Here is a 16,162-nt window from a genome sequence, read left to right as displayed (position 1 = left end):
AGTTCGTGCCGCCGGCTGGTGCCGTGGGCGGCGCGAACTGCGACCGGAACGTGATGCGAAGTCACGCTGCGGTCGTGGTGTACCAGACCGCCGTGTCGACCGGAACTGCGCCGCCGTCGAACAGCTGGCTCTGCAGGATCACGAAAGCGCCGGCCGGCAGCGGGATCGGCTCGGTGCCCAGGTTCGCGAGCACGTGCACATCGCCGCGGCGGAATGCCACCGCATCGGCTCCTGCGTCCTCCCACACGAGTGAGCCGCTGCCGAAGCCGTACTCGCGGCGTCCGGCGAGCAGTCGCTTGTAGAGCGCGAGCGTCGAGGCGGGGTCGACCTCTTCGACGTCACGCGAGTACGAGGCCCAGTCAGCCGGCTGCGGCAGCCACGACGCGCCGGTGTCGTTGAAGCCGAAGGCCGGGGCATCCGCCTCCCAGGGCAGCGGCACGCGGCATCCGTCCCGTCCGTAGCGCTCGCCGTTCGTGCGGAACCAGGTCGGGTCCTGGCGGAAGGCGTCGGGGATCTCCATCGCCTCCGGCAGGCCGAGTTCCTCACCCTGGTACAGGTACGCCGACCCGGGCAGCGCGAGCATCACGGTCGTCGCCGCGCGGGCGCGGGCGAGCCCGATGGCGGTGTCGGGCTTGTGCGGGGTGTTCGGGCCGATGCCCTCACCCTGCGGGTTCTCGGCGGTGAGCGCGAGGCGCGAGGCGTGGCGCACGACATCGTGGTTCGACAGCACCCAGGTGCTCGGGGCACCCACTGCGCCGAACGCGTCGAGCGACTCGCGGATGACATCTCCCAGAGCCTTCGCGTCCCACTCGGTCATCAGGTACGGGAAGTTGAACGTCTGGTGCATCTCGTCGGGGCGCACCCACAGCGCGGTCTGCTTCAGCGTCGGCATCCATGCCTCGCCGCACAGTGCGCGGTCGCCGTCGTATTCGGCGAGCACCTTGTGCCAGTCGCGGTAGATGTCGTGCACGCCGTCCTGGCCCCAGTACGGCACGTTCGCCTCGCCGCCGCCCATCGAGTCGGCGTCGGCCGGCGGGGTGTAGTCGGGGAGCCCCTCGGCCTTGATCATGCCGTGAGCCACGTCGACGCGGAACCCGTCGACGCCACGGTCGAGCCAGAAGCGCAGGATCGAGCGGAACTCCTCGCGCACCTCTTCGTTGTTCCAGTCGAAGTCGGGCTGCGTCGGGTCGAAGATGTGCAGGTACCACTGGCCCGGCGTGCCGTCGGCCTCCGTGACGCGCTCCCACATGCCGCCGCCGAAGACGGACTCCCAGTTGTTCGGGGGGAGTTCGCCGTTCTCGCCCTTGCCGTCGCGGAAGATGTAGCGCGCGCGTTCGGGGCTGCCGGGGGCTGCCTTCAGCGCCTCCTGGAACCAGGCGTGCTGCGCGGACGAGTGGTTCGGGACGAGGTCGACGACCACGCGGATGCCGCGCGTGTGCGCCGCGTCGAGCATGGTGTCGAAGTCATCGAGCGTGCCGAAGAGCGGGTCGACGTCTCGGTAGTCGGCCACGTCATACCCTGCGTCGCGCTGCGGGCTCGTCATGAACGGGCTCAGCCAGATCGCGTCGACGCCGAGCTCCTTCAGGGAGTCGAGCCGGCTGGTGATGCCGGGCAGGTCGCCGATGCCGTCGCCAGAGGCGTCGGCGAACGAACGGGGGTAGATCTGGTAGATGACGGCGGTGCGCCACCACTCGGAACCGGGGGCTGCGATCTGCTCAAGCTGTGCCATGGCATCAGATTAGTGCAAACGCTTGCAGGTCTGCCACCATTGCGATCGAATCGATTCGAGAGAGCAGTATTCCGCGGCGGTCCACGGCGACTTGCAGCCCAAGAGTATGCTTCGGGCAACTGACGACTGGAGGCTGTCATGGTTCCCGAGATCAACTACTGGGCCGTCCTGCTCGCGACCGCGTCGAGCATGATCGTCGGCACGATCTGGTACTCCCCGAAGGTGTTCGGAACGCGCTGGTCGAAGCTCGCGAACGTCGACATGGACCGGCCGGGCTCGAGTGCGACGATGGCGATCATCACCACCGTGTTCGTGAGCTTCGCGACGGCCTGGGTGCTGGCCGGAGCATCCGCCATCGCCTGGCATTTCTACGACGGCTCGTTCTTCTGGGCCGCTGTCGTCACCGGTGTGCTGCTGTGGGCCGGATTCACGGCCGCCCGGTTCATCACCCACGATGCGTTCGAGGGGCGTCCGAACTCACTGACCGTCATGAACATCGCCCACGAGCTCGTCACGATCGTGGTCATGGCGCTGATCATCGGCGTCTGGCCGCCGGCGCTCGGCTAGCTCGTCGCGGGTCTCGGAGGTTCTCGGCGGGCGTGCCGGGGCGTCGGATGGCGTCGCGGGTGCCCCGCGCGCATCCCGGGCCGACACGCCGGCCAGGGCGAAAGACTAGACCTTCGGGCCTTCCGGGTGGACTTGCTGGTATGCCAGCATTTTGGTTGTGACCTTCTGGTCGCCGGCGGACCGATCTCTCGGGCCGCGGTTCTGACCGAGGGGGTCGTGATGTCGGGTTCGCCGCGCCGTTCCGCGCCATGGGTGGTCGCCGCCGCGCTCGTCGCCGCGGCGCTGGTCGCGGGCGCGACGACCGCAGCCTCCGGTGATGGCCCCGCCGAAGACCCCACGGCCGCGCCGGACCCCAGCCTCTCGGTCTCCCTCGCCTACGAGTTCCTCGACGCGCGCGTCGACGAGTTCTGCGACGGCGCCGGGCACTGCCTTCCTCGCAGCTACCAGGGCGGCTTCTTCACCGACCTCCCGACGTGGGACTTCACCCCGTCCTTCGTGTACGACGATGCTCTCGTCGTGATCGCGTACACCGCGCGCGGGCTTCCTGACGACATCCGCCGTGCGCAGGCCGTCGGCGACACGCTGCTCTTCGTGCAGGCCGGTGATCCGATCGGCGACGGTCGGGTTCGCACGTCGTACGAGCCGCACGGCATCCGTCAGGGGCGCATCGAGATCACCGGGCCCGGCACCTTCACCGGCAATCAGGCATGGACGGGCATGGCCCTCGCCCGGTTGTTCCACGCCACCGGCGAGCAGAAGTATCTCGACGGAGCGCTCCGGATCGCCGAATGGATCCAGACGAACACCGCCGACATGGAGCGTGCGCCATACGGCTACACCGGTGGCCAGCTCGAGAACGGCTCGTCGCTGGAATGGAAGTCGACCGAGCACAACACCGACATCGCGGGCTTCTTCACCCAGCTCTCCCAGCTCACGGGTGACTCGGTGTGGGCCGACCGGGCCGCCATCGCCGCGACCTTCGTGACGGCGATGCAGAGCGCTGACGGTCGTGTCGACACGGGCACGCTGCTGGACGGTTCGACGGTCAACACCCGCCCGATCCCGCTCGACGCGCAGACCTGGAGCTCGATCGCCACCGGTGACCCGCGGTACGACGTCTCGCTGGACTGGACGCTCGCCAATCTGATCGCCACCGACGGGCAGTACCAGGGGGCATCGATCAGCGATGCCGATGTGTCGAAGGTGTGGTTCGAGGGGTCGGGCCACCTGGCGCTCGCGCTCACGCTGCGCGACGCCGTCGGCGACGCCGACCGGGTGGAGTCGCTGCTGAGCAGCATCCGTCTTGCCCAGCGCGATGCCCCGAACGGCGATGGCAAGGGGATCGTCGCGACGTCGACCGACGGTCTCGACTCGGGCTTCGGCGATCTCTACTACGCCAGCCTGCACACCGGCGCGACGGCGTGGTACCTGCTCGCGGCCGCCGGGAACAACCCCTTCAGCCTTCCCGTCGACTGACCGCAGGCACGGACTTCCGTCGGCTCGGTTGCGTGGCCGAAACGCGTCCTCGGCTCGATGCGGGGTCAATAACGCATCCGATTCGGGCGATTCGGGTGCGAAACTGACCCCGGCTGCGTGCGGGCGTGCGGAAGTGACCCCGGCTGCGTGCGGGGTGCGCCGGGCGCGGTGCTTATGCGGCGACGCGGGCGACCGCGGCGACCGCGCTCGTGAAGAAGTCGAGTCCGTCGAGGCCTGAGCGCATGGCGGCCGAGGTGTCGGGACCGAAGCCGGCCTCGGTGGCGTGCTCGGGGTGCGGCATGAGCCCCACGACGTTGCCCGCCTCGTTGGTGAGTCCGGCGATGTCGCGCAGCGAGCCGTTGGGGTTGACGCCTGCATAGCGGAACGCCACGAGACCCTCGCCCTCGAGGCGGTCGAGCGTCTCTTCGTCGGCGATGTAGCCGCCGTCGGCGTTCTTCAGCGGGATCGTGATCTCCTGGCCCGTGCGGAAGCGGTTGGTCCACGCGGTGTCGGAGTTCTCGACGATGAGCTTCTGATCACGACGCACGAAGTGCTGGTGGTCGTTACGGATCAGACCGCCGGGCAGCAGATGTGCTTCGACGAGCATCTGGAAGCCGTTGCAGATGCCGAGGATCGGCATGCCCTTGGCGGCCGCGTCCTTGACTTCGCTCATGATCGGCGACAGCGCGGCGATCGCTCCGGCGCGCAGATAGTCGCCATAGCTGAAGCCACCCGGCAGCACGAGAGCATCGACGCCTTCGAGGTCGTGCGAGCCGTGCCAGAGGGCGACGGGCTCGGCGCCGGCGATGCGGACGGCGCGCTGCGCGTCGCGGTCGTCGAGCGAGCCGGGGAAGGTGATGACCCCGATACGCGTGGTCACTCGGCGACCTCGATGCCCACGACGTCTTCGATCACGGAGTTGGAGAGCACCTCGTCGGCGAGGCGACGGGCCTCGGCGAGGATCTCGTCGGTGACCTCGCCCTCGACGGTGAGCTCGAAGCGCTTGCCGATGCGGACATCGGTGAAGCCCTCGACGCCCAGACGGGAGAATGCGCCGGAGACGGCCTTCCCCTGCGGGTCGAGCAGTTCGGGCTTGGGCATGACGTCGACGACGATGGTGGGCATGAACGGCTCCGGAAGTCGCGGGCGGACGGGCGCCACCAGTCTACCGGCTCGAGACTCGCTCGATTCGCGTGGTGACGAGGCTCAGGCGTGGAAGACGGTGTGCAGGTCGCCGATGGCCTCGCGGCCGCCCAGCCCGTCGATCTCGAACAGCACCGAGATGCCGATGACGTGGCTGCCGAGGCGCTCCACGAGCTCGCGCCCGGCGGCGAGCGTGCCACCCGTGGCGAGCACGTCATCGATCAGCAGCACGCGCGACCCTGCGGGCAGGTCGTCGTGCATCTCGATCGTCGCGGTGCCGTATTCGAGGGCGTAATCGACGGATGCCGCGGGGCGGGGCAGCTTGCCGGCCTTGCGGATCGGGATGAGGCCCACGCCTGCGGCGATCGCGGCGGCCCCGGCGAGGATGAACCCTCGCGCCTCGATGCCCGCGACCACGTCGAACTGCCCCGCGAACGGCGCGATGATCGCGTCGGTCGTGGCCTGGAGGGCCTCGGCGTCGGCGAGCAGCGGGGTGATGTCCCGGAAGATGATCCCCTCTTCCGGGTAGTCCGGGATGCTGCGGATCAGCGATTCGGCGCGGACGAGGGCGGGGGAGAGTTCGGTGTCTGGCACCGGTCAAGGGTACGTCAACGCCGGGGGCTTGACTTCATGGGAGCGCTCCCATAGAGTCTCTCATCAATGCATGGGAGCGCTCCCACGAGAGCCCCGTGCATCGCCCCGAACACCACCAGCACCACCCACCACAAAGGAGTGAACTGTGAACACACGTGCCCGCAAGCGGATCCTGACGACAGCAGCCGTCGCATCCGTCTCCGCCCTGGCGCTCGCCGGCTGCGCCTCTTCCGACTCCGGAGACAGCGCCACCGGCGACGAGAAGGTCACGCTGACCGTCACCACGTTCGGCACCTTCGGATACGACGACCTCTACGACGAGTACGAGAAGGCGAACCCGAACGTCACGATCGAGGCGACCAACATCGACACCGGCGGAAACGCCCGCACCGACGCGTTCACGAAGATCGCCGCAGGCTCGGGTCTCAGCGACGTCGTCGCGATCGAAGAGGGCTGGCTCGGCGCCATCATGGACGTCTCCGACACCTTCGTCGACCTGCGCGACTACGGCATCGAAGACCGCAAGGCCGACTGGGTCGACTGGAAGTACGGACAGGCGACGGATGCCGAGGGCCGCGTGATCGGCTACGGCACCGACATCGGTCCGAGCGGCATCTGCTACAACGGCGCCGCCTTCGAGGCTGCGGGTCTGCCCAGCGATCGCGAGTCGGTCGCAGAGCTGCTCAACGGTGACTGGGAGAACTACTTCGCGGTGGGCGCCGAGTACACGGCGAAGACCGGCAAGGCCTGGTACGACCACTCCGGCTTCGTCTGGAACGCCATGGTGAACCAGCTCGACGAGGGGTACTACACCTCCGACGGCGAGCTGAACGTCGAGGACAACGCCGAGCTCAAGGAGCGCTTCGAACTGCTCGGCGCCGCGACCGAGGGCGGCCAGTCCGCCGCCCAGACCGCGTGGGACTGGAACGGCGGCAAGTCGTTCGTCGACGGCACCTTCGCCACGTTCGTCTGCCCCGGATGGATGCTCGGAGTCGTGCAGGGACAGGTCGAGGCCGGCGGCGGCGATGCTGCGACCGGCTGGGACTTCGCCGACGTGTTCCCCGGAGGAGCAGCCAACTGGGGTGGCGCCTTCCTGTCGATCCCCGAGAGCTCGCAGCACAAGGAAGCCGCGGCCGACCTGGCCGACTGGCTGACGCAGCCCGAGCAGCAGGTCAAGCAGTCCGCCGCCGCGGGCAACTTCCCCTCCACCGTCGAGGCGCAGGAGACGCTCTCTGCAGAGGCGACGCCGAACGCGTTCTTCAACGACGCGCCTACCGGCGCCATCCTCGCCGAGCGTGCGAAGGGCGTCGTGGCGCAGTTCAAGGGCGCCGATGACTCGGTGATCCAGGAGAACGTCTTCGGTCCGGCCCTCAGCGGCCTCGACCGCGGCGACACCGACACGCAGGGCGCCTGGGATGCCGCGGTCAAGCTCCTGAACGAGCTGGTCGACTGACCCTTCCACCGCATCCGCTCCGGTCGCAGTTCGTGCCGCGCAGCCCTCACGGGGGCGGCACGGGCTGCGACCGGAGCACCTCGGACGCCCGGACCAGGACCAAGGAAGAGCCATGACCCTCACGCATGAGCGCTCAGAGACGACGACCGCGTCGTCGAAGAACGCGAAGACCCCGAAGACGAATGCCGGCGGCCGGCGTCCCTGGCGGCACCGCCTCTCGCGGTTCGACCAGAACGCCTCCCCGTACTTCTACATCTCGCCGTTCTTCCTGCTGTTCGGGTTGGTCGGGTTCTTCCCGCTGCTCTACACGGTGTGGGTGGCCGTGCACGAGTGGGACCTGCTCAAGGGGCAGGGCGAGTTCATCGGCGCCGGGAACTTCGTCGAGATCCTCGGCGACGCGATGTTCTGGAACTCGATCGTCAACACCCTGAGCATCTTCCTGCTGTCCGCCATCCCGCAGCTCGCGGTGGCCCTGGTGATCGCCTACCTGCTCGACCGCGGCCTCCGAGCCCCGACCTTCTGGCGGATGAGCATCCTCATCCCGTTCGTCGTCACACCGGTCGCGGTCGCCATCATCTTCTCGAGCATCTTCAACGAGGCCGACGGTCTCGCCAACAACCTGTTGAACCTGATCGGCATCGCCGATCAGGAGTGGAAGCACGACACCGCGCTGTCGCACCTGGCGATCGCGGTGATGGTGAACTTCCGCTGGACCGGCTACAACGCCCTCATCCTGCTCGCCGCCATGCAGGCGGTGCCGCGAGACCTCTACGAGTCCGCCGCGCTCGACGGCGCTGGAGCGGCCCGTCGCTTCTTCTCGATCACGATCCCCACCATCCGCCCGACGCTGATCTTCGTGATCATCACGGCCACGATCGGCGGTCTGCAGATCTTCGCCGAGCCCCGTCTGTTCGACGTCTCGACCGCCGGCGGCATCGGCGGAAGCGACCGGCAGTTCCAGACGACCGTGCTGTTCCTCTGGGAGCTCGCCTTCTTCCGGCGAGACCTCGGCGAAGCATCCGCTGTGGCGATCCTGCTGTTCCTGCTCATCGTGGGCATCGGTGTGATCAACTTCCTGATCTCGAGGCGGATCTCGACAGGGGATGCCCCCAAGAACCGCGCTGCGCGCCGGCGCGAACGCACCGCCGCGACCGCCGCCGCGTCGGCCGCAGCCGCCGGCACGACGATCGCCACCACGACTGAGGAGAACGCGCGATGACCGCCACCCAGGCGCTGAGCGTCCCCGAGAAGATCCGCAGGCGCCGTGGCGCCGTCGGAGGGAATGCCGGAATCGGCAGCCGTCCCGGCTTCCTCACCTACGGCCTGCTCGCCGCATTCATCATCGGCAGCGTCTACCCGCTGTGGTGGTCGGTCGTCGTGGCGAGCGGCACGAACTCGACGCGCGGCGAGACACTGCCGCTGATCCCCGGTGGCAACTTCTTCACCAACGCCGCCAAGGTGTTCGATGCGATCCCGTTCTGGCTGGCGCTGGGGAACTCGTTCCTCATCTCGGGCATCATCACGATCTCGGTCGTGACGTTCTCGACCCTCGCCGGGTACGCGTTCGCCAAGCTGCGCTTCAAGGGCCGCGACGGGCTGATGATCTTCGTGATCGCGACCATGGCGATCCCGACGCAGCTCGGCATCATCCCCCTCTTCATGCTCATGCGCGAGCTCGGCTGGACGGGCTCGATCGGTGCGGTCATCGTGCCGACCCTGGTCACCGCCTTCGGCGTCTTCTTCATGCGCCAGTATCTGGTCGACGTGATCCCCGATGAACTGATCGAGGCCGCGCGCATGGACGGTGCGAACCAGTTCCGCACGTTCCTCACCGTCGGCCTCCCGGCGGCGCGGCCCGCCATGGCGATCCTCGGCCTGTTCACCTTCATGACGGCGTGGACCGACTACCTGTGGCCGCTGATCGTGCTCTCCCCGCAGAACCCGACTCTGCAGACGGCGCTCAGCCAGCTGCAGTCCGGTTACTACATCGACTACTCCATCGTGCTCGCCGGCGCGGTGCTCGCGACCCTCCCCCTGCTCATCCTCTTCGTCGTCGCAGGACGTCAGCTGGTCAGTGGCATCATGGCGGGCGCGGTGAAAGGATGACCCCTATGACCCGTGCCTTCCCCGAGAACTTCCTGTTCGGCGCCGCGACAGCGGCGTACCAGATCGAGGGGGCCGCTTTCGAAGACGGGCGCACCGCGTCGATCTGGGACGCCTTCAGCCGCGAGCCCGGTGCAGTGATCGGCGGCGACAACGGCGACGTGGCATGCGACCACTATCACCGCTACCCGCAGGACGTCGCGCTCATGAAGGAGCTCGGTCTGCAGACATACCGCTTCTCGACCTCGTGGTCGCGGGTGCGTCCCGACGGCGGTGCGGTCAACGCGAAGGGCGTCGACTTCTACGAGCGCCTGGTCGACGAGCTGCTCGCGAACGACATCCTGCCGTGGCTGACCCTGTATCACTGGGACATGCCGCAGGCGCTGCAGGAGACCGGCGGCTGGACCAACCGCGACACGGTCGGTCGCTTCCTCGAGTACGCGGGCACGATGCATGACGCGCTGGGCGACCGCGTGAACGTGTGGACCACTCTGAACGAGCCGTGGTGCTCGTCGTTCCTCTCTTACACCGGCGGCGAGCACGCCCCGGGTCACACGAGCGTCGCCGAGGGGCTGCTCTCGGCGCACCACCTGCTGCTCGCCCACGGAGAGACGGTGCGTGAGCTGCGTGGCCGGGATGCGAGCCTGAACCTCGGCATCACCCTGAACCACACGGTCGCAGACCCCGCAGACCCGACGAACCCGGCAGACGTCGACGCTGCTCGCCGAGTCGACGGCCAGTTCAACCGCTGGTTCCTCGACCCGATCTACCGCGGGGTGTACCCGGACGACATCATCAGGGACATCAGGGCAGTGGATGCTGACGCTGTGGCGCGTTTCGTCGACGCCGTGCACGACGGCGACCTCGAGACGATCTCGCAACGCATCGACACGCAGGGCGTCAACTACTATCACGGCGACTTCGTGTCCGGCACGGCGCCGGCGGAGATGCCCGTCAGCGGAGGGCCCGCGACCGGGCGGGCCGCCCGCAGTCCCTACCCGTCGAGCCACGACATCTACGCTGTCGAGCGCGGCCTGCCGCGCTCCGCCCAGAACTGGGAGGTGCAGCCCGAGGGGCTGACCCGCCTGCTGCAGCGCGTCTGGACCGAGTACGCCCAGCCCGCGGGAACCGTGCTCTACATGACCGAGAACGGCGCCGCATACGACGACGTCGCGGTCGTCGAAGACGGCGAGACGCGCGTTCACGATGCCGACCGCACCGAATTCCTGCGTCTGCATCTCGCTGCCGTGCTCGACGCGGCGGATGCCGGAGTCGATGTCCGCGGCTTCTTCTACTGGTCGATGCTCGACAACTTCGAATGGGCGTGGGGCTACGACAAGCGCTTCGGCATCGTGCGCGTCGACTACGACACCCAGGAGCGGAGTCTGAAGGACTCCGGTCGGGAGTACGCTCGCATCATCGCCGCTCGCGCTCTCTGACGCCGGGCGGCGGCAACAGGGAGCATCCGGCTTCGCCGCCGGACGGAGGGAGAGTCGTGTCATCACGAGCGACCATCGAAGAGGTGGCATCGGCCGCAGGAGTCTCACGGTCGACGGTGTCGCGCGTCGTCAACGGCTCGACGGCGGTCAGTCCTGAAGCCCTCGAGTCGGTGAAGCGCGCCATCGAGCGGCTGAGCTACGTGCCCAACCGAGCGGCGCGGTCGCTCGCGTCGAGGCAGACTCATGCGATAGCCCTGATCGTGCCCGAAGACACCACGCGCTTCTTCGGCGACCCGTTCTTCGCGGCGATCGTCGCGGGCATCACGGGTGCGCTCCGAGGATCCGACTACCTGCTCAACCTGCTCATCGCCAGCGACGACCCCGGCGACAAGATGACGAGCTTCGTGCGCAACGGCGGTGTCGACGGCGCACTCATCGTGTCGCATCACACCAGCGATGCGTTCATCGACCGCGTCGCCGACGCCGTGCCGGTGGTCTGGGGTGGACGACCGGTGCGGATCCGTGAGGGCGACTACGTGGTCGACGTAGACAACGTCTCCGGAGCCCGCGCGGCCACCCGGCATCTGATCGAGACCGGCCGCACGCGCATCGCGACGATCTCGGGGCCCATGACGATGGTCTCGTCCGTCGACCGCGTGCAGGGCTTCCGCAGCGCGCTGGCTGACGCGGGTCTCTCGCCGTTCGCCGAAGAGGCAGGTGACTACAGCGAGGTCAGTGGAGCGGATGCCGCACGCCGCATCCTGGCCGAGGGGCGCCCCGACGCCATCTTCGTCGCCAGTGACCTCATGGCCCGCGGTGCGCTCACCGCGCTCCGCTCAGCCGGGATCCGTGTTCCCGAAGACGTCGCGCTCGTCGGGTTCGACGACTCGTCCGTCGCTCTGAGCACCGACCCGCCGCTCACCACGATGCGGCAGCCCATGTACGCGCAGGGCGAGGCGATGGCCGGAGTGCTGCTCTCGCGTCTCGCCGGTCGCGACCCCGCGCACACGACGATCCTGCCGACCGAGCTGGTGGTGCGCGCCTCGTCGTAGACGCCTGAGCGACGGCTCGGCGGTCGCGACGGTCGAACACGGATGCGGACCATACGCCCCTCCAGGTCGGTCCGCATCCGTGGGTCTTCGGGCCCTCAGCCGATCCGATACTGGTGCTGGCGCAGGGATCGCTGATCGATGGGTGCAGGCCACGGCAGTGTCGCCCACGGGCCGTGACGCTTGGCGCTCGCTGCTGCCGCGAACTCGCCGCAGACGTCGCCGTACTTCTCGAACGAGTCCTCGTCGAGGGTGCCGTCGCTCCAGCGCATGACGCATCCCGCGATGTAGCTCAGGCCGAAGTCGGTCCACGACACGAACGACGGCCTCGTCTCGACGCTGATCCGGTGGATGATCCGACGCGCCTCGGCGACGTCGGCGTACCCGAGCGCCACACCCCAGGTCGTCATCGCCACGGCCTGGCCGAGTGCGTACGCGTCGAGGGTGCGGACGAACAGGTCGGGCGTCACGACCTCCTTGCCGACTCGCTTGCGCACCTCCTGCTCGATGTGCTCGATGCCGCGGGCGAACGGCCGCGCGTCGCGCTCGTCTCCACCCTCGGCCGCGATCGTGTCGAGCCATTCGTTCGCCGTCGGCACCCGCCCGAGGGCCATGTGCAGGTCGTTGCGGACGGAGAGATGGAGCATCCAGACATGCCGTCGTCGTCGCACCGTGGTGAGGTGGTCGATCGTGCCGAGCCAGTCCCCGCGATCGTGGATGCCCCACTGCTCGGCGAGCAGCGCCTTCTCGTCGTCTCCGAGGCCGGGGGCCGTCGGATCGTTCCACGGGCCCGACGGCAGGCTGGTGATCTGCAGGAGGCCCAGCGCGATCTCCGTCGCCTCGGTGTCGGTGGTGGAGAAGAGCTCGGAGGCCGCAAGCCTCTGGGGCCGCGCGAACCGTCCTGTGGTGCTCATCACACTCCTGAGGGTGAGGGCTGGGGGCACTCATAGCTTGAACAACTATTCAATCGCTAATATATAGGGTCCGGGGGGAGAAATCGAAGTCGTCCGATGCTGGGGAGCGGGACACGAATGGCACGTTCACTCGAACACAACCGGGCCGCGCGAGAACGATCCCGCGAAGCCATCCTGCGGGCAGCGATCGAGCTGTTCGCCGAGCGCGGGGTCCCGGGGGCGAGCATCGCCGAGATCACGCGGCATGCCGGGGTCGCCCAGGGGCTCGTCAGTTATCACTTCGGCGGCAAGGAGCAGCTCGTCGCGGCGGTGATCGATCGTTGGTACGAGGCGCTCTTCGCTATCCCTCAGGTCGAGGGTCCTGCTGATCTCCGTCTCGCGGGGATCATCGACGGTGCGCTCGCGGCCGCCGGCTTCGCACTGCCGCTGCAGCGAGCGGTCTTCGCGATGCAGCAGCAACCCGGCACGCACCGCATGTTCGCCGAGGCGGAGACACGGTTCATCGAGCAGGCGATCGCGTCGGAGAACGCCGTGCGCGCGATCTTCGGCGAGAGGGGGGCTGCGGATCCTCCGCTCGAGGAGATCATGCTGCGCACCACCCTCGAGGGCGTCTTCATGAAGTACGCCGTCTATGGCGACACCTATCCGCTCGAAGACGCGCGACGCTGGGTGCGCCGCCTCTACGGCCTGCCCGAGCCTGAGGCACCGCTTCCGCTGACACTCGCCCCGCGCGATCCTGACGCGAGGACGAGAGCTTCCGGGGCCCTGCGCGACGAGGAATGATCGCGCCGCGGTCGGCCGTCGACCGCCGGTCGTGTCACCCCAGCTGCATCCGAGCGAACGCTCCGAGCACGACGCGCTCCGACTGCACGAGGTAGCGCTCCAGCTCGGCCGCACCTTCCTGCGCACCGCGCGCGAGGAAGGTGTCGAGCACGGCGCGGTTCTTGCGCACGAACGGCTCGTGGAGCGCTCGGGGATCGTCGATCTTCAGGAACGCCAGTCTCAGCTCGGCGGCGAGGTCGCGATAGGTGCGGGCGAGTCGCGGGCTGTCGGCGAGATCGACCAGGGCGACGTGGAACGCCATGTTCGCGCTGCCCACCGCATGCCAGGTCTCGCTGTCGTCGAGGAGCGCGTCCCGGGCGGCCGCCTCTGCGGCGAGCACCGCCTGCTGCATCCGCTGCACCGAGGGGTGCTCGGGCTCGGAGTGCAGGAGCGCGGTGCATTCGATGACCCGACGGGCGCGGTAGATGTCGATGACGTCGGCTATCGAGGGCGACGCCACGGAGACCCCGCGGTGCGGCACGTGCTCGAGCAGCCCCTGCTCGGAGAGGGCGCGGAACGCCTCGCGCAGCGTGTTCCGCGCGACGCCGAAGTGCTCGGCGATGGCGGACTCCGACAGCCGTGAACCCGGGGCGAACGCTCCGTCGATGATCTGCTGACGGAGCGCATCGGCGAGCATGCCCTGCTGGTTCATGCCTTCATCGTAGGCGGCCCGCCCGGCGGATTGTTCGAGGAGGAAGCCATGGCAACATGCGAATGCAACCCGCTCGTAGCGCGACCGAAACAAAGTTGTTGAACAATAATCTCCGTTCCGTTCTACACTGGGTGTCACTCGACACCCACCAACGACGATGGGAAATCCCCCGCAATGTCAGAGAACACCGCACCCCCGCTGTCCGCAGAAGACGAAGTCCGCCTCGCCGGAGCCAAGAGACGCGCAGGGCGCAGCGCCGTGATCGGCGCGATCTTCCTGATGGCCACCAGCGCCATCGGCCCCGGATTCATCACCCAGACGGCCACGTTCACCGCGACGATGGGGGCCGCCTTCGCGTTCGCGATCCTCGTCTCGATCCTCGTCGACATCGCGGTGCAGTTGAACGTGTGGCGCATGATCACCTCTTCGGGCAAGCGCGCCGGAGAGCTCGCGAACAGCGCCATCCCCTTCTCGGGCCACCTGATCGCCGTGCTCGTCGTCATCGGCGGTCTGGCCTTCAACATCGGCAACATCGCGGGCGGCGGACTGGGCCTGAACGCCCTGCTCGGCATCGATCCCAAGCTCGGCGGCGCACTCACCGCGGCACTCGCGATCATCATCTTCCTCATCAAGAAGGCGGGCCCGGTGATGGACATCGTGCTCGTGGTCCTCGGCGTCGGCATGATCGTGATGACCGTGATCGTCGCCGTGATCGCCCAGCCGCCGATCGGCGAGGCCCTGCGGCAGACGTTCGTGCCCGACGAGCTCAACTTCGCCACCATCACGACGATCGTCGGCGGAACCGTGGGCGGATACATCACCTACTCGGGCGCCCACCGCTACCTCGACTCCGGTCACACCGGCCCGGAGCACGCCGGGCCCGTGATGCGCGCGGCAGCGAACGGCATCCTCGTCACCGGCATCATGCGCTACGTGCTGTTCCTCGCGATCCTCGGTGTGGTCGCCTCGGGCGTCTCGCTCGACCTGTCGAGCCAGGCCGCGAACCCCGCAGGGCAGGCCTTCGGCGCCGTGCTCGGCGACGCGGGACTGCGCATCTTCGGTGCGATCTTCTGGGCCGCGGCGATCAGCTCGGTCATCGGCGCGGCGTACACGTCGGCGACCTTCCTCTCGACCTTCACGAAGAAGCTCAGGGGCGGCTGGCCTCTGCAGCTGGCCACTGTCGCCTTCATCGTCGTGTCACTGATCGTCTACCTGTCGATCGGCACGGCGCCTGCGGCGATCCTCGTCTTCGTCGGCGGTTTCAACGGACTCATCCTGCCCATCGGCCTCACGGTGTTCATGTACATCGGCTGGTTCCGTCGTGATCTGCTCGGCTCGAAGAAGTACCCGCTGTGGCTGCTCATCGCCGGCACGGTCGTCACGCTGCTCACCTGGTACATGGGCATCGTCTCAGTCGGCCCCATCTTCGCCTTCCTCGGAACAGGAGCGTGACCCCTTGGCATCCATCGACCTGAACTCCGACCTCGGCGAGAACGTCCCCGATCGCATCGTCAGCGACGATGAGAGCATGCTCCGCCTCGTGACGAGCGCGAATGTGGCGTGCGGGTTCCATGCGGGAAGCCCCGAGGGCATCCGTGAGACCCTCGCGAGCGCGGTGGCCGGAGGCGTCGTCATCGGCGCGCACCCCGGATACCGCGACTACGAGAACTTCGGTCGCACGAAGGTCGATATCGACTCGGCCACGCTGCAGGCCCACGTCGAGTACCAGCTCGGAGCGCTGATCGGTCTCGCCGCTGCGGTCGGCGGAGAGGTCGCCTACGTCAAGCCGCACGGAGCGCTGTACAACACGATCGCGCGTGACGAGCGGCAGTCGAAGGACGTGGTGGCGGCCGTCCGCGCGATCGATCCGAGCCTCGTGCTGCTGGGGCTGGCCGGTGGCGTCGTGCTCGAGGTCGCCGAACGGGCGGGTCTCCGGACAGCGGCAGAGGCGTTCGCCGATCGGGCCTATCAGCCCGACGGACAGCTCGTCTCGCGCACCGAGCCCGGGTCTGTGCTGCACGACCCCGCCGTCGTCGCCGAGCGCATGGTGCGCCTCGCCGGCGAGGGAGTGATCCGCGCGGTCGACGGCACAGACGTCCCGGTCAGTGCGCAGTCGATCTGCGTGCACGGAGACAGCCCTGGTTCGGTGGCGATGGCGGCCGAGACCAAGCGGATGCTGCAGGAGGCGGGCATCACGATCGCGCCGTTCGCGGGCGTCTGA

The 16,162-nt window shown here is 68.2% G+C and carries 16 protein-coding genes; 10 read left to right on the top strand and 6 right to left on the bottom strand.

Annotation, left to right across the window (positions count from 1 at the left end; translation table 11 throughout):
- Window positions 1–61: 61 nt before the first annotated feature.
- Window positions 62–1,729: a glycoside hydrolase family 13 protein gene (locus QMA07_RS08180; protein ID WP_290161084.1), complete on the bottom strand. Its 1,668-nt coding sequence runs from the start codon at window positions 1,727–1,729 to the stop codon at window positions 62–64.
- A 138-nt stretch (window positions 1,730–1,867) separates the two neighbouring features.
- Here QMA07_RS08180 and QMA07_RS08175 point away from each other — a divergent pair, with 138 nt between their 5' ends.
- Both QMA07_RS08175 and QMA07_RS08170 read left to right on the top strand, forming a co-directional pair.
- On the top strand, window positions 1,868–2,296 hold the full coding sequence (locus QMA07_RS08175; protein WP_290161083.1) for a DUF1761 domain-containing protein: 429 nt from the start codon (window positions 1,868–1,870) through the stop codon (window positions 2,294–2,296).
- 219 nt (window positions 2,297–2,515) lie between these two features.
- Window positions 2,516–3,772: a hypothetical protein gene (locus QMA07_RS08170; RefSeq protein ID WP_290161082.1), complete on the top strand. Its 1,257-nt coding sequence runs from the start codon at window positions 2,516–2,518 to the stop codon at window positions 3,770–3,772.
- Between the two features lie 172 nt (window positions 3,773–3,944).
- Here QMA07_RS08170 and purQ read toward each other — a convergent pair whose 3' ends face one another.
- The 3 genes from purQ to QMA07_RS08155 form a co-directional block, all read right to left on the bottom strand.
- A complete protein-coding gene (purQ, locus tag QMA07_RS08165; protein ID WP_056375443.1) occupies window positions 3,945–4,652 on the bottom strand; it encodes a phosphoribosylformylglycinamidine synthase subunit PurQ in 708 nt (235 codons plus the stop codon).
- Window positions 4,649–4,897, bottom strand: coding sequence for a phosphoribosylformylglycinamidine synthase subunit PurS (purS, locus tag QMA07_RS08160; protein WP_140035938.1), 249 nt, complete (start codon window positions 4,895–4,897; stop codon window positions 4,649–4,651). The genes purQ and purS overlap by 4 nt, the downstream gene beginning before the upstream one ends.
- An 81-nt stretch (window positions 4,898–4,978) precedes the next feature.
- Entirely contained in the window at window positions 4,979–5,509 is a 531-nt protein-coding gene (locus QMA07_RS08155) for an adenine phosphoribosyltransferase (RefSeq protein ID WP_290161078.1), read from the bottom strand.
- Window positions 5,510–5,654: 145 nt separating this feature from the next.
- Here QMA07_RS08155 and QMA07_RS08150 point away from each other — a divergent pair, with 145 nt between their 5' ends.
- The 5 genes from QMA07_RS08150 (at window position 5,655) to QMA07_RS08130 (ending at window position 11,556) form a co-directional block, all read left to right on the top strand.
- Window positions 5,655–6,962 (top strand): ABC transporter substrate-binding protein, encoded by a 1,308-nt coding sequence (locus tag QMA07_RS08150; protein WP_290161077.1) that lies wholly within the window; start codon window positions 5,655–5,657, stop codon window positions 6,960–6,962.
- Between the two features lie 112 nt (window positions 6,963–7,074).
- Window positions 7,075–8,181 carry a sugar ABC transporter permease gene (locus tag QMA07_RS08145; protein WP_290161076.1) on the top strand — a complete coding sequence of 369 codons (1,107 nt, stop codon included), beginning with the start codon at window positions 7,075–7,077 and terminating at the stop codon, window positions 8,179–8,181.
- Window positions 8,178–9,068: a carbohydrate ABC transporter permease gene (locus QMA07_RS08140; RefSeq protein WP_290161074.1), complete on the top strand. Its 891-nt coding sequence runs from the start codon at window positions 8,178–8,180 to the stop codon at window positions 9,066–9,068. Before QMA07_RS08145 ends, QMA07_RS08140 begins: the two co-directional genes overlap by 4 nt.
- 5 nt (window positions 9,069–9,073) lie before the next feature.
- Window positions 9,074–10,504 (top strand): GH1 family beta-glucosidase, encoded by a 1,431-nt coding sequence (locus QMA07_RS08135; protein ID WP_290161073.1) that lies wholly within the window; start codon window positions 9,074–9,076, stop codon window positions 10,502–10,504.
- A 56-nt stretch (window positions 10,505–10,560) separates the two neighbouring features.
- Window positions 10,561–11,556, top strand: a complete 996-nt coding sequence (locus QMA07_RS08130) for a LacI family DNA-binding transcriptional regulator (RefSeq protein ID WP_290161072.1) — start codon at window positions 10,561–10,563, stop codon at window positions 11,554–11,556.
- A 95-nt stretch (window positions 11,557–11,651) separates the two neighbouring features.
- Here the strand turns inward: QMA07_RS08130 and QMA07_RS08125 are convergent, their stop codons facing one another.
- Window positions 11,652–12,467: a DUF1266 domain-containing protein gene (locus QMA07_RS08125; RefSeq protein WP_290161070.1), complete on the bottom strand. Its 816-nt coding sequence runs from the start codon at window positions 12,465–12,467 to the stop codon at window positions 11,652–11,654.
- A gap of 117 nt (window positions 12,468–12,584) precedes the next feature.
- Between QMA07_RS08125 and QMA07_RS08120 the strand changes: the two genes are divergently transcribed.
- Window positions 12,585–13,250 (top strand): TetR/AcrR family transcriptional regulator, encoded by a 666-nt coding sequence (locus QMA07_RS08120; RefSeq protein ID WP_290161069.1) that lies wholly within the window; start codon window positions 12,585–12,587, stop codon window positions 13,248–13,250.
- A gap of 34 nt (window positions 13,251–13,284) precedes the next feature.
- Here QMA07_RS08120 and QMA07_RS08115 read toward each other — a convergent pair whose 3' ends face one another.
- Window positions 13,285–13,941, bottom strand: a complete 657-nt coding sequence (locus QMA07_RS08115) for a GntR family transcriptional regulator (RefSeq protein ID WP_290161067.1) — start codon at window positions 13,939–13,941, stop codon at window positions 13,285–13,287.
- Window positions 13,942–14,115: 174 nt separating this feature from the next.
- Between QMA07_RS08115 and QMA07_RS08110 the strand changes: the two genes are divergently transcribed.
- Complete coding sequence (locus QMA07_RS08110) at window positions 14,116–15,393, top strand: NRAMP family divalent metal transporter (RefSeq protein ID WP_290161066.1); 1,278 nt, start codon at window positions 14,116–14,118, stop codon at window positions 15,391–15,393.
- 4 nt (window positions 15,394–15,397) lie between these two features.
- Complete coding sequence (locus QMA07_RS08105; protein ID WP_290161065.1) at window positions 15,398–16,162, top strand: 5-oxoprolinase subunit PxpA; 765 nt, start codon at window positions 15,398–15,400, stop codon at window positions 16,160–16,162.

Source organism: Microbacterium sp. APC 3901, assembly GCF_030407765.1.
GTDB lineage: Bacteria > Actinomycetota > Actinomycetes > Actinomycetales > Microbacteriaceae > Microbacterium.
Note: the sequence above shows the minus strand (reverse complement) of the source record. Positions and strands in the feature narration are given on the sequence as shown.

Excerpts from the sequence above, each read along its gene's own strand:
- QMA07_RS08180 (WP_290161084.1), bottom strand. The coding sequence starts at position 1,729 with ATGGCACAGCTTGAGCAGATCGCAGCCCCCGGTTCCGAGTGGTGGCGC.
- QMA07_RS08120 (WP_290161069.1), top strand. The coding sequence starts at position 12,585 with ATGGCACGTTCACTCGAACACAACCGGGCCGCGCGAGAACGATCCCGC.
- QMA07_RS08175 (WP_290161083.1), top strand. The coding sequence starts at position 1,868 with ATGGTTCCCGAGATCAACTACTGGGCCGTCCTGCTCGCGACCGCGTCG.
- QMA07_RS08135 (WP_290161073.1), top strand. The coding sequence starts at position 9,074 with ATGACCCGTGCCTTCCCCGAGAACTTCCTGTTCGGCGCCGCGACAGCG.
- purS (WP_140035938.1), bottom strand. The coding sequence starts at position 4,897 with ATGCCCACCATCGTCGTCGACGTCATGCCCAAGCCCGAACTGCTCGAC.
- QMA07_RS08115 (WP_290161067.1), bottom strand. The coding sequence starts at position 13,941 with ATGAACCAGCAGGGCATGCTCGCCGATGCGCTCCGTCAGCAGATCATC.
- QMA07_RS08145 (WP_290161076.1), top strand. The coding sequence starts at position 7,075 with ATGACCCTCACGCATGAGCGCTCAGAGACGACGACCGCGTCGTCGAAG.
- QMA07_RS08170 (WP_290161082.1), top strand. The coding sequence starts at position 2,516 with ATGTCGGGTTCGCCGCGCCGTTCCGCGCCATGGGTGGTCGCCGCCGCG.
- QMA07_RS08140 (WP_290161074.1), top strand. The coding sequence starts at position 8,178 with ATGACCGCCACCCAGGCGCTGAGCGTCCCCGAGAAGATCCGCAGGCGC.
- QMA07_RS08110 (WP_290161066.1), top strand. The coding sequence starts at position 14,116 with ATGTCAGAGAACACCGCACCCCCGCTGTCCGCAGAAGACGAAGTCCGC.
- QMA07_RS08125 (WP_290161070.1), bottom strand. The coding sequence starts at position 12,467 with ATGAGCACCACAGGACGGTTCGCGCGGCCCCAGAGGCTTGCGGCCTCC.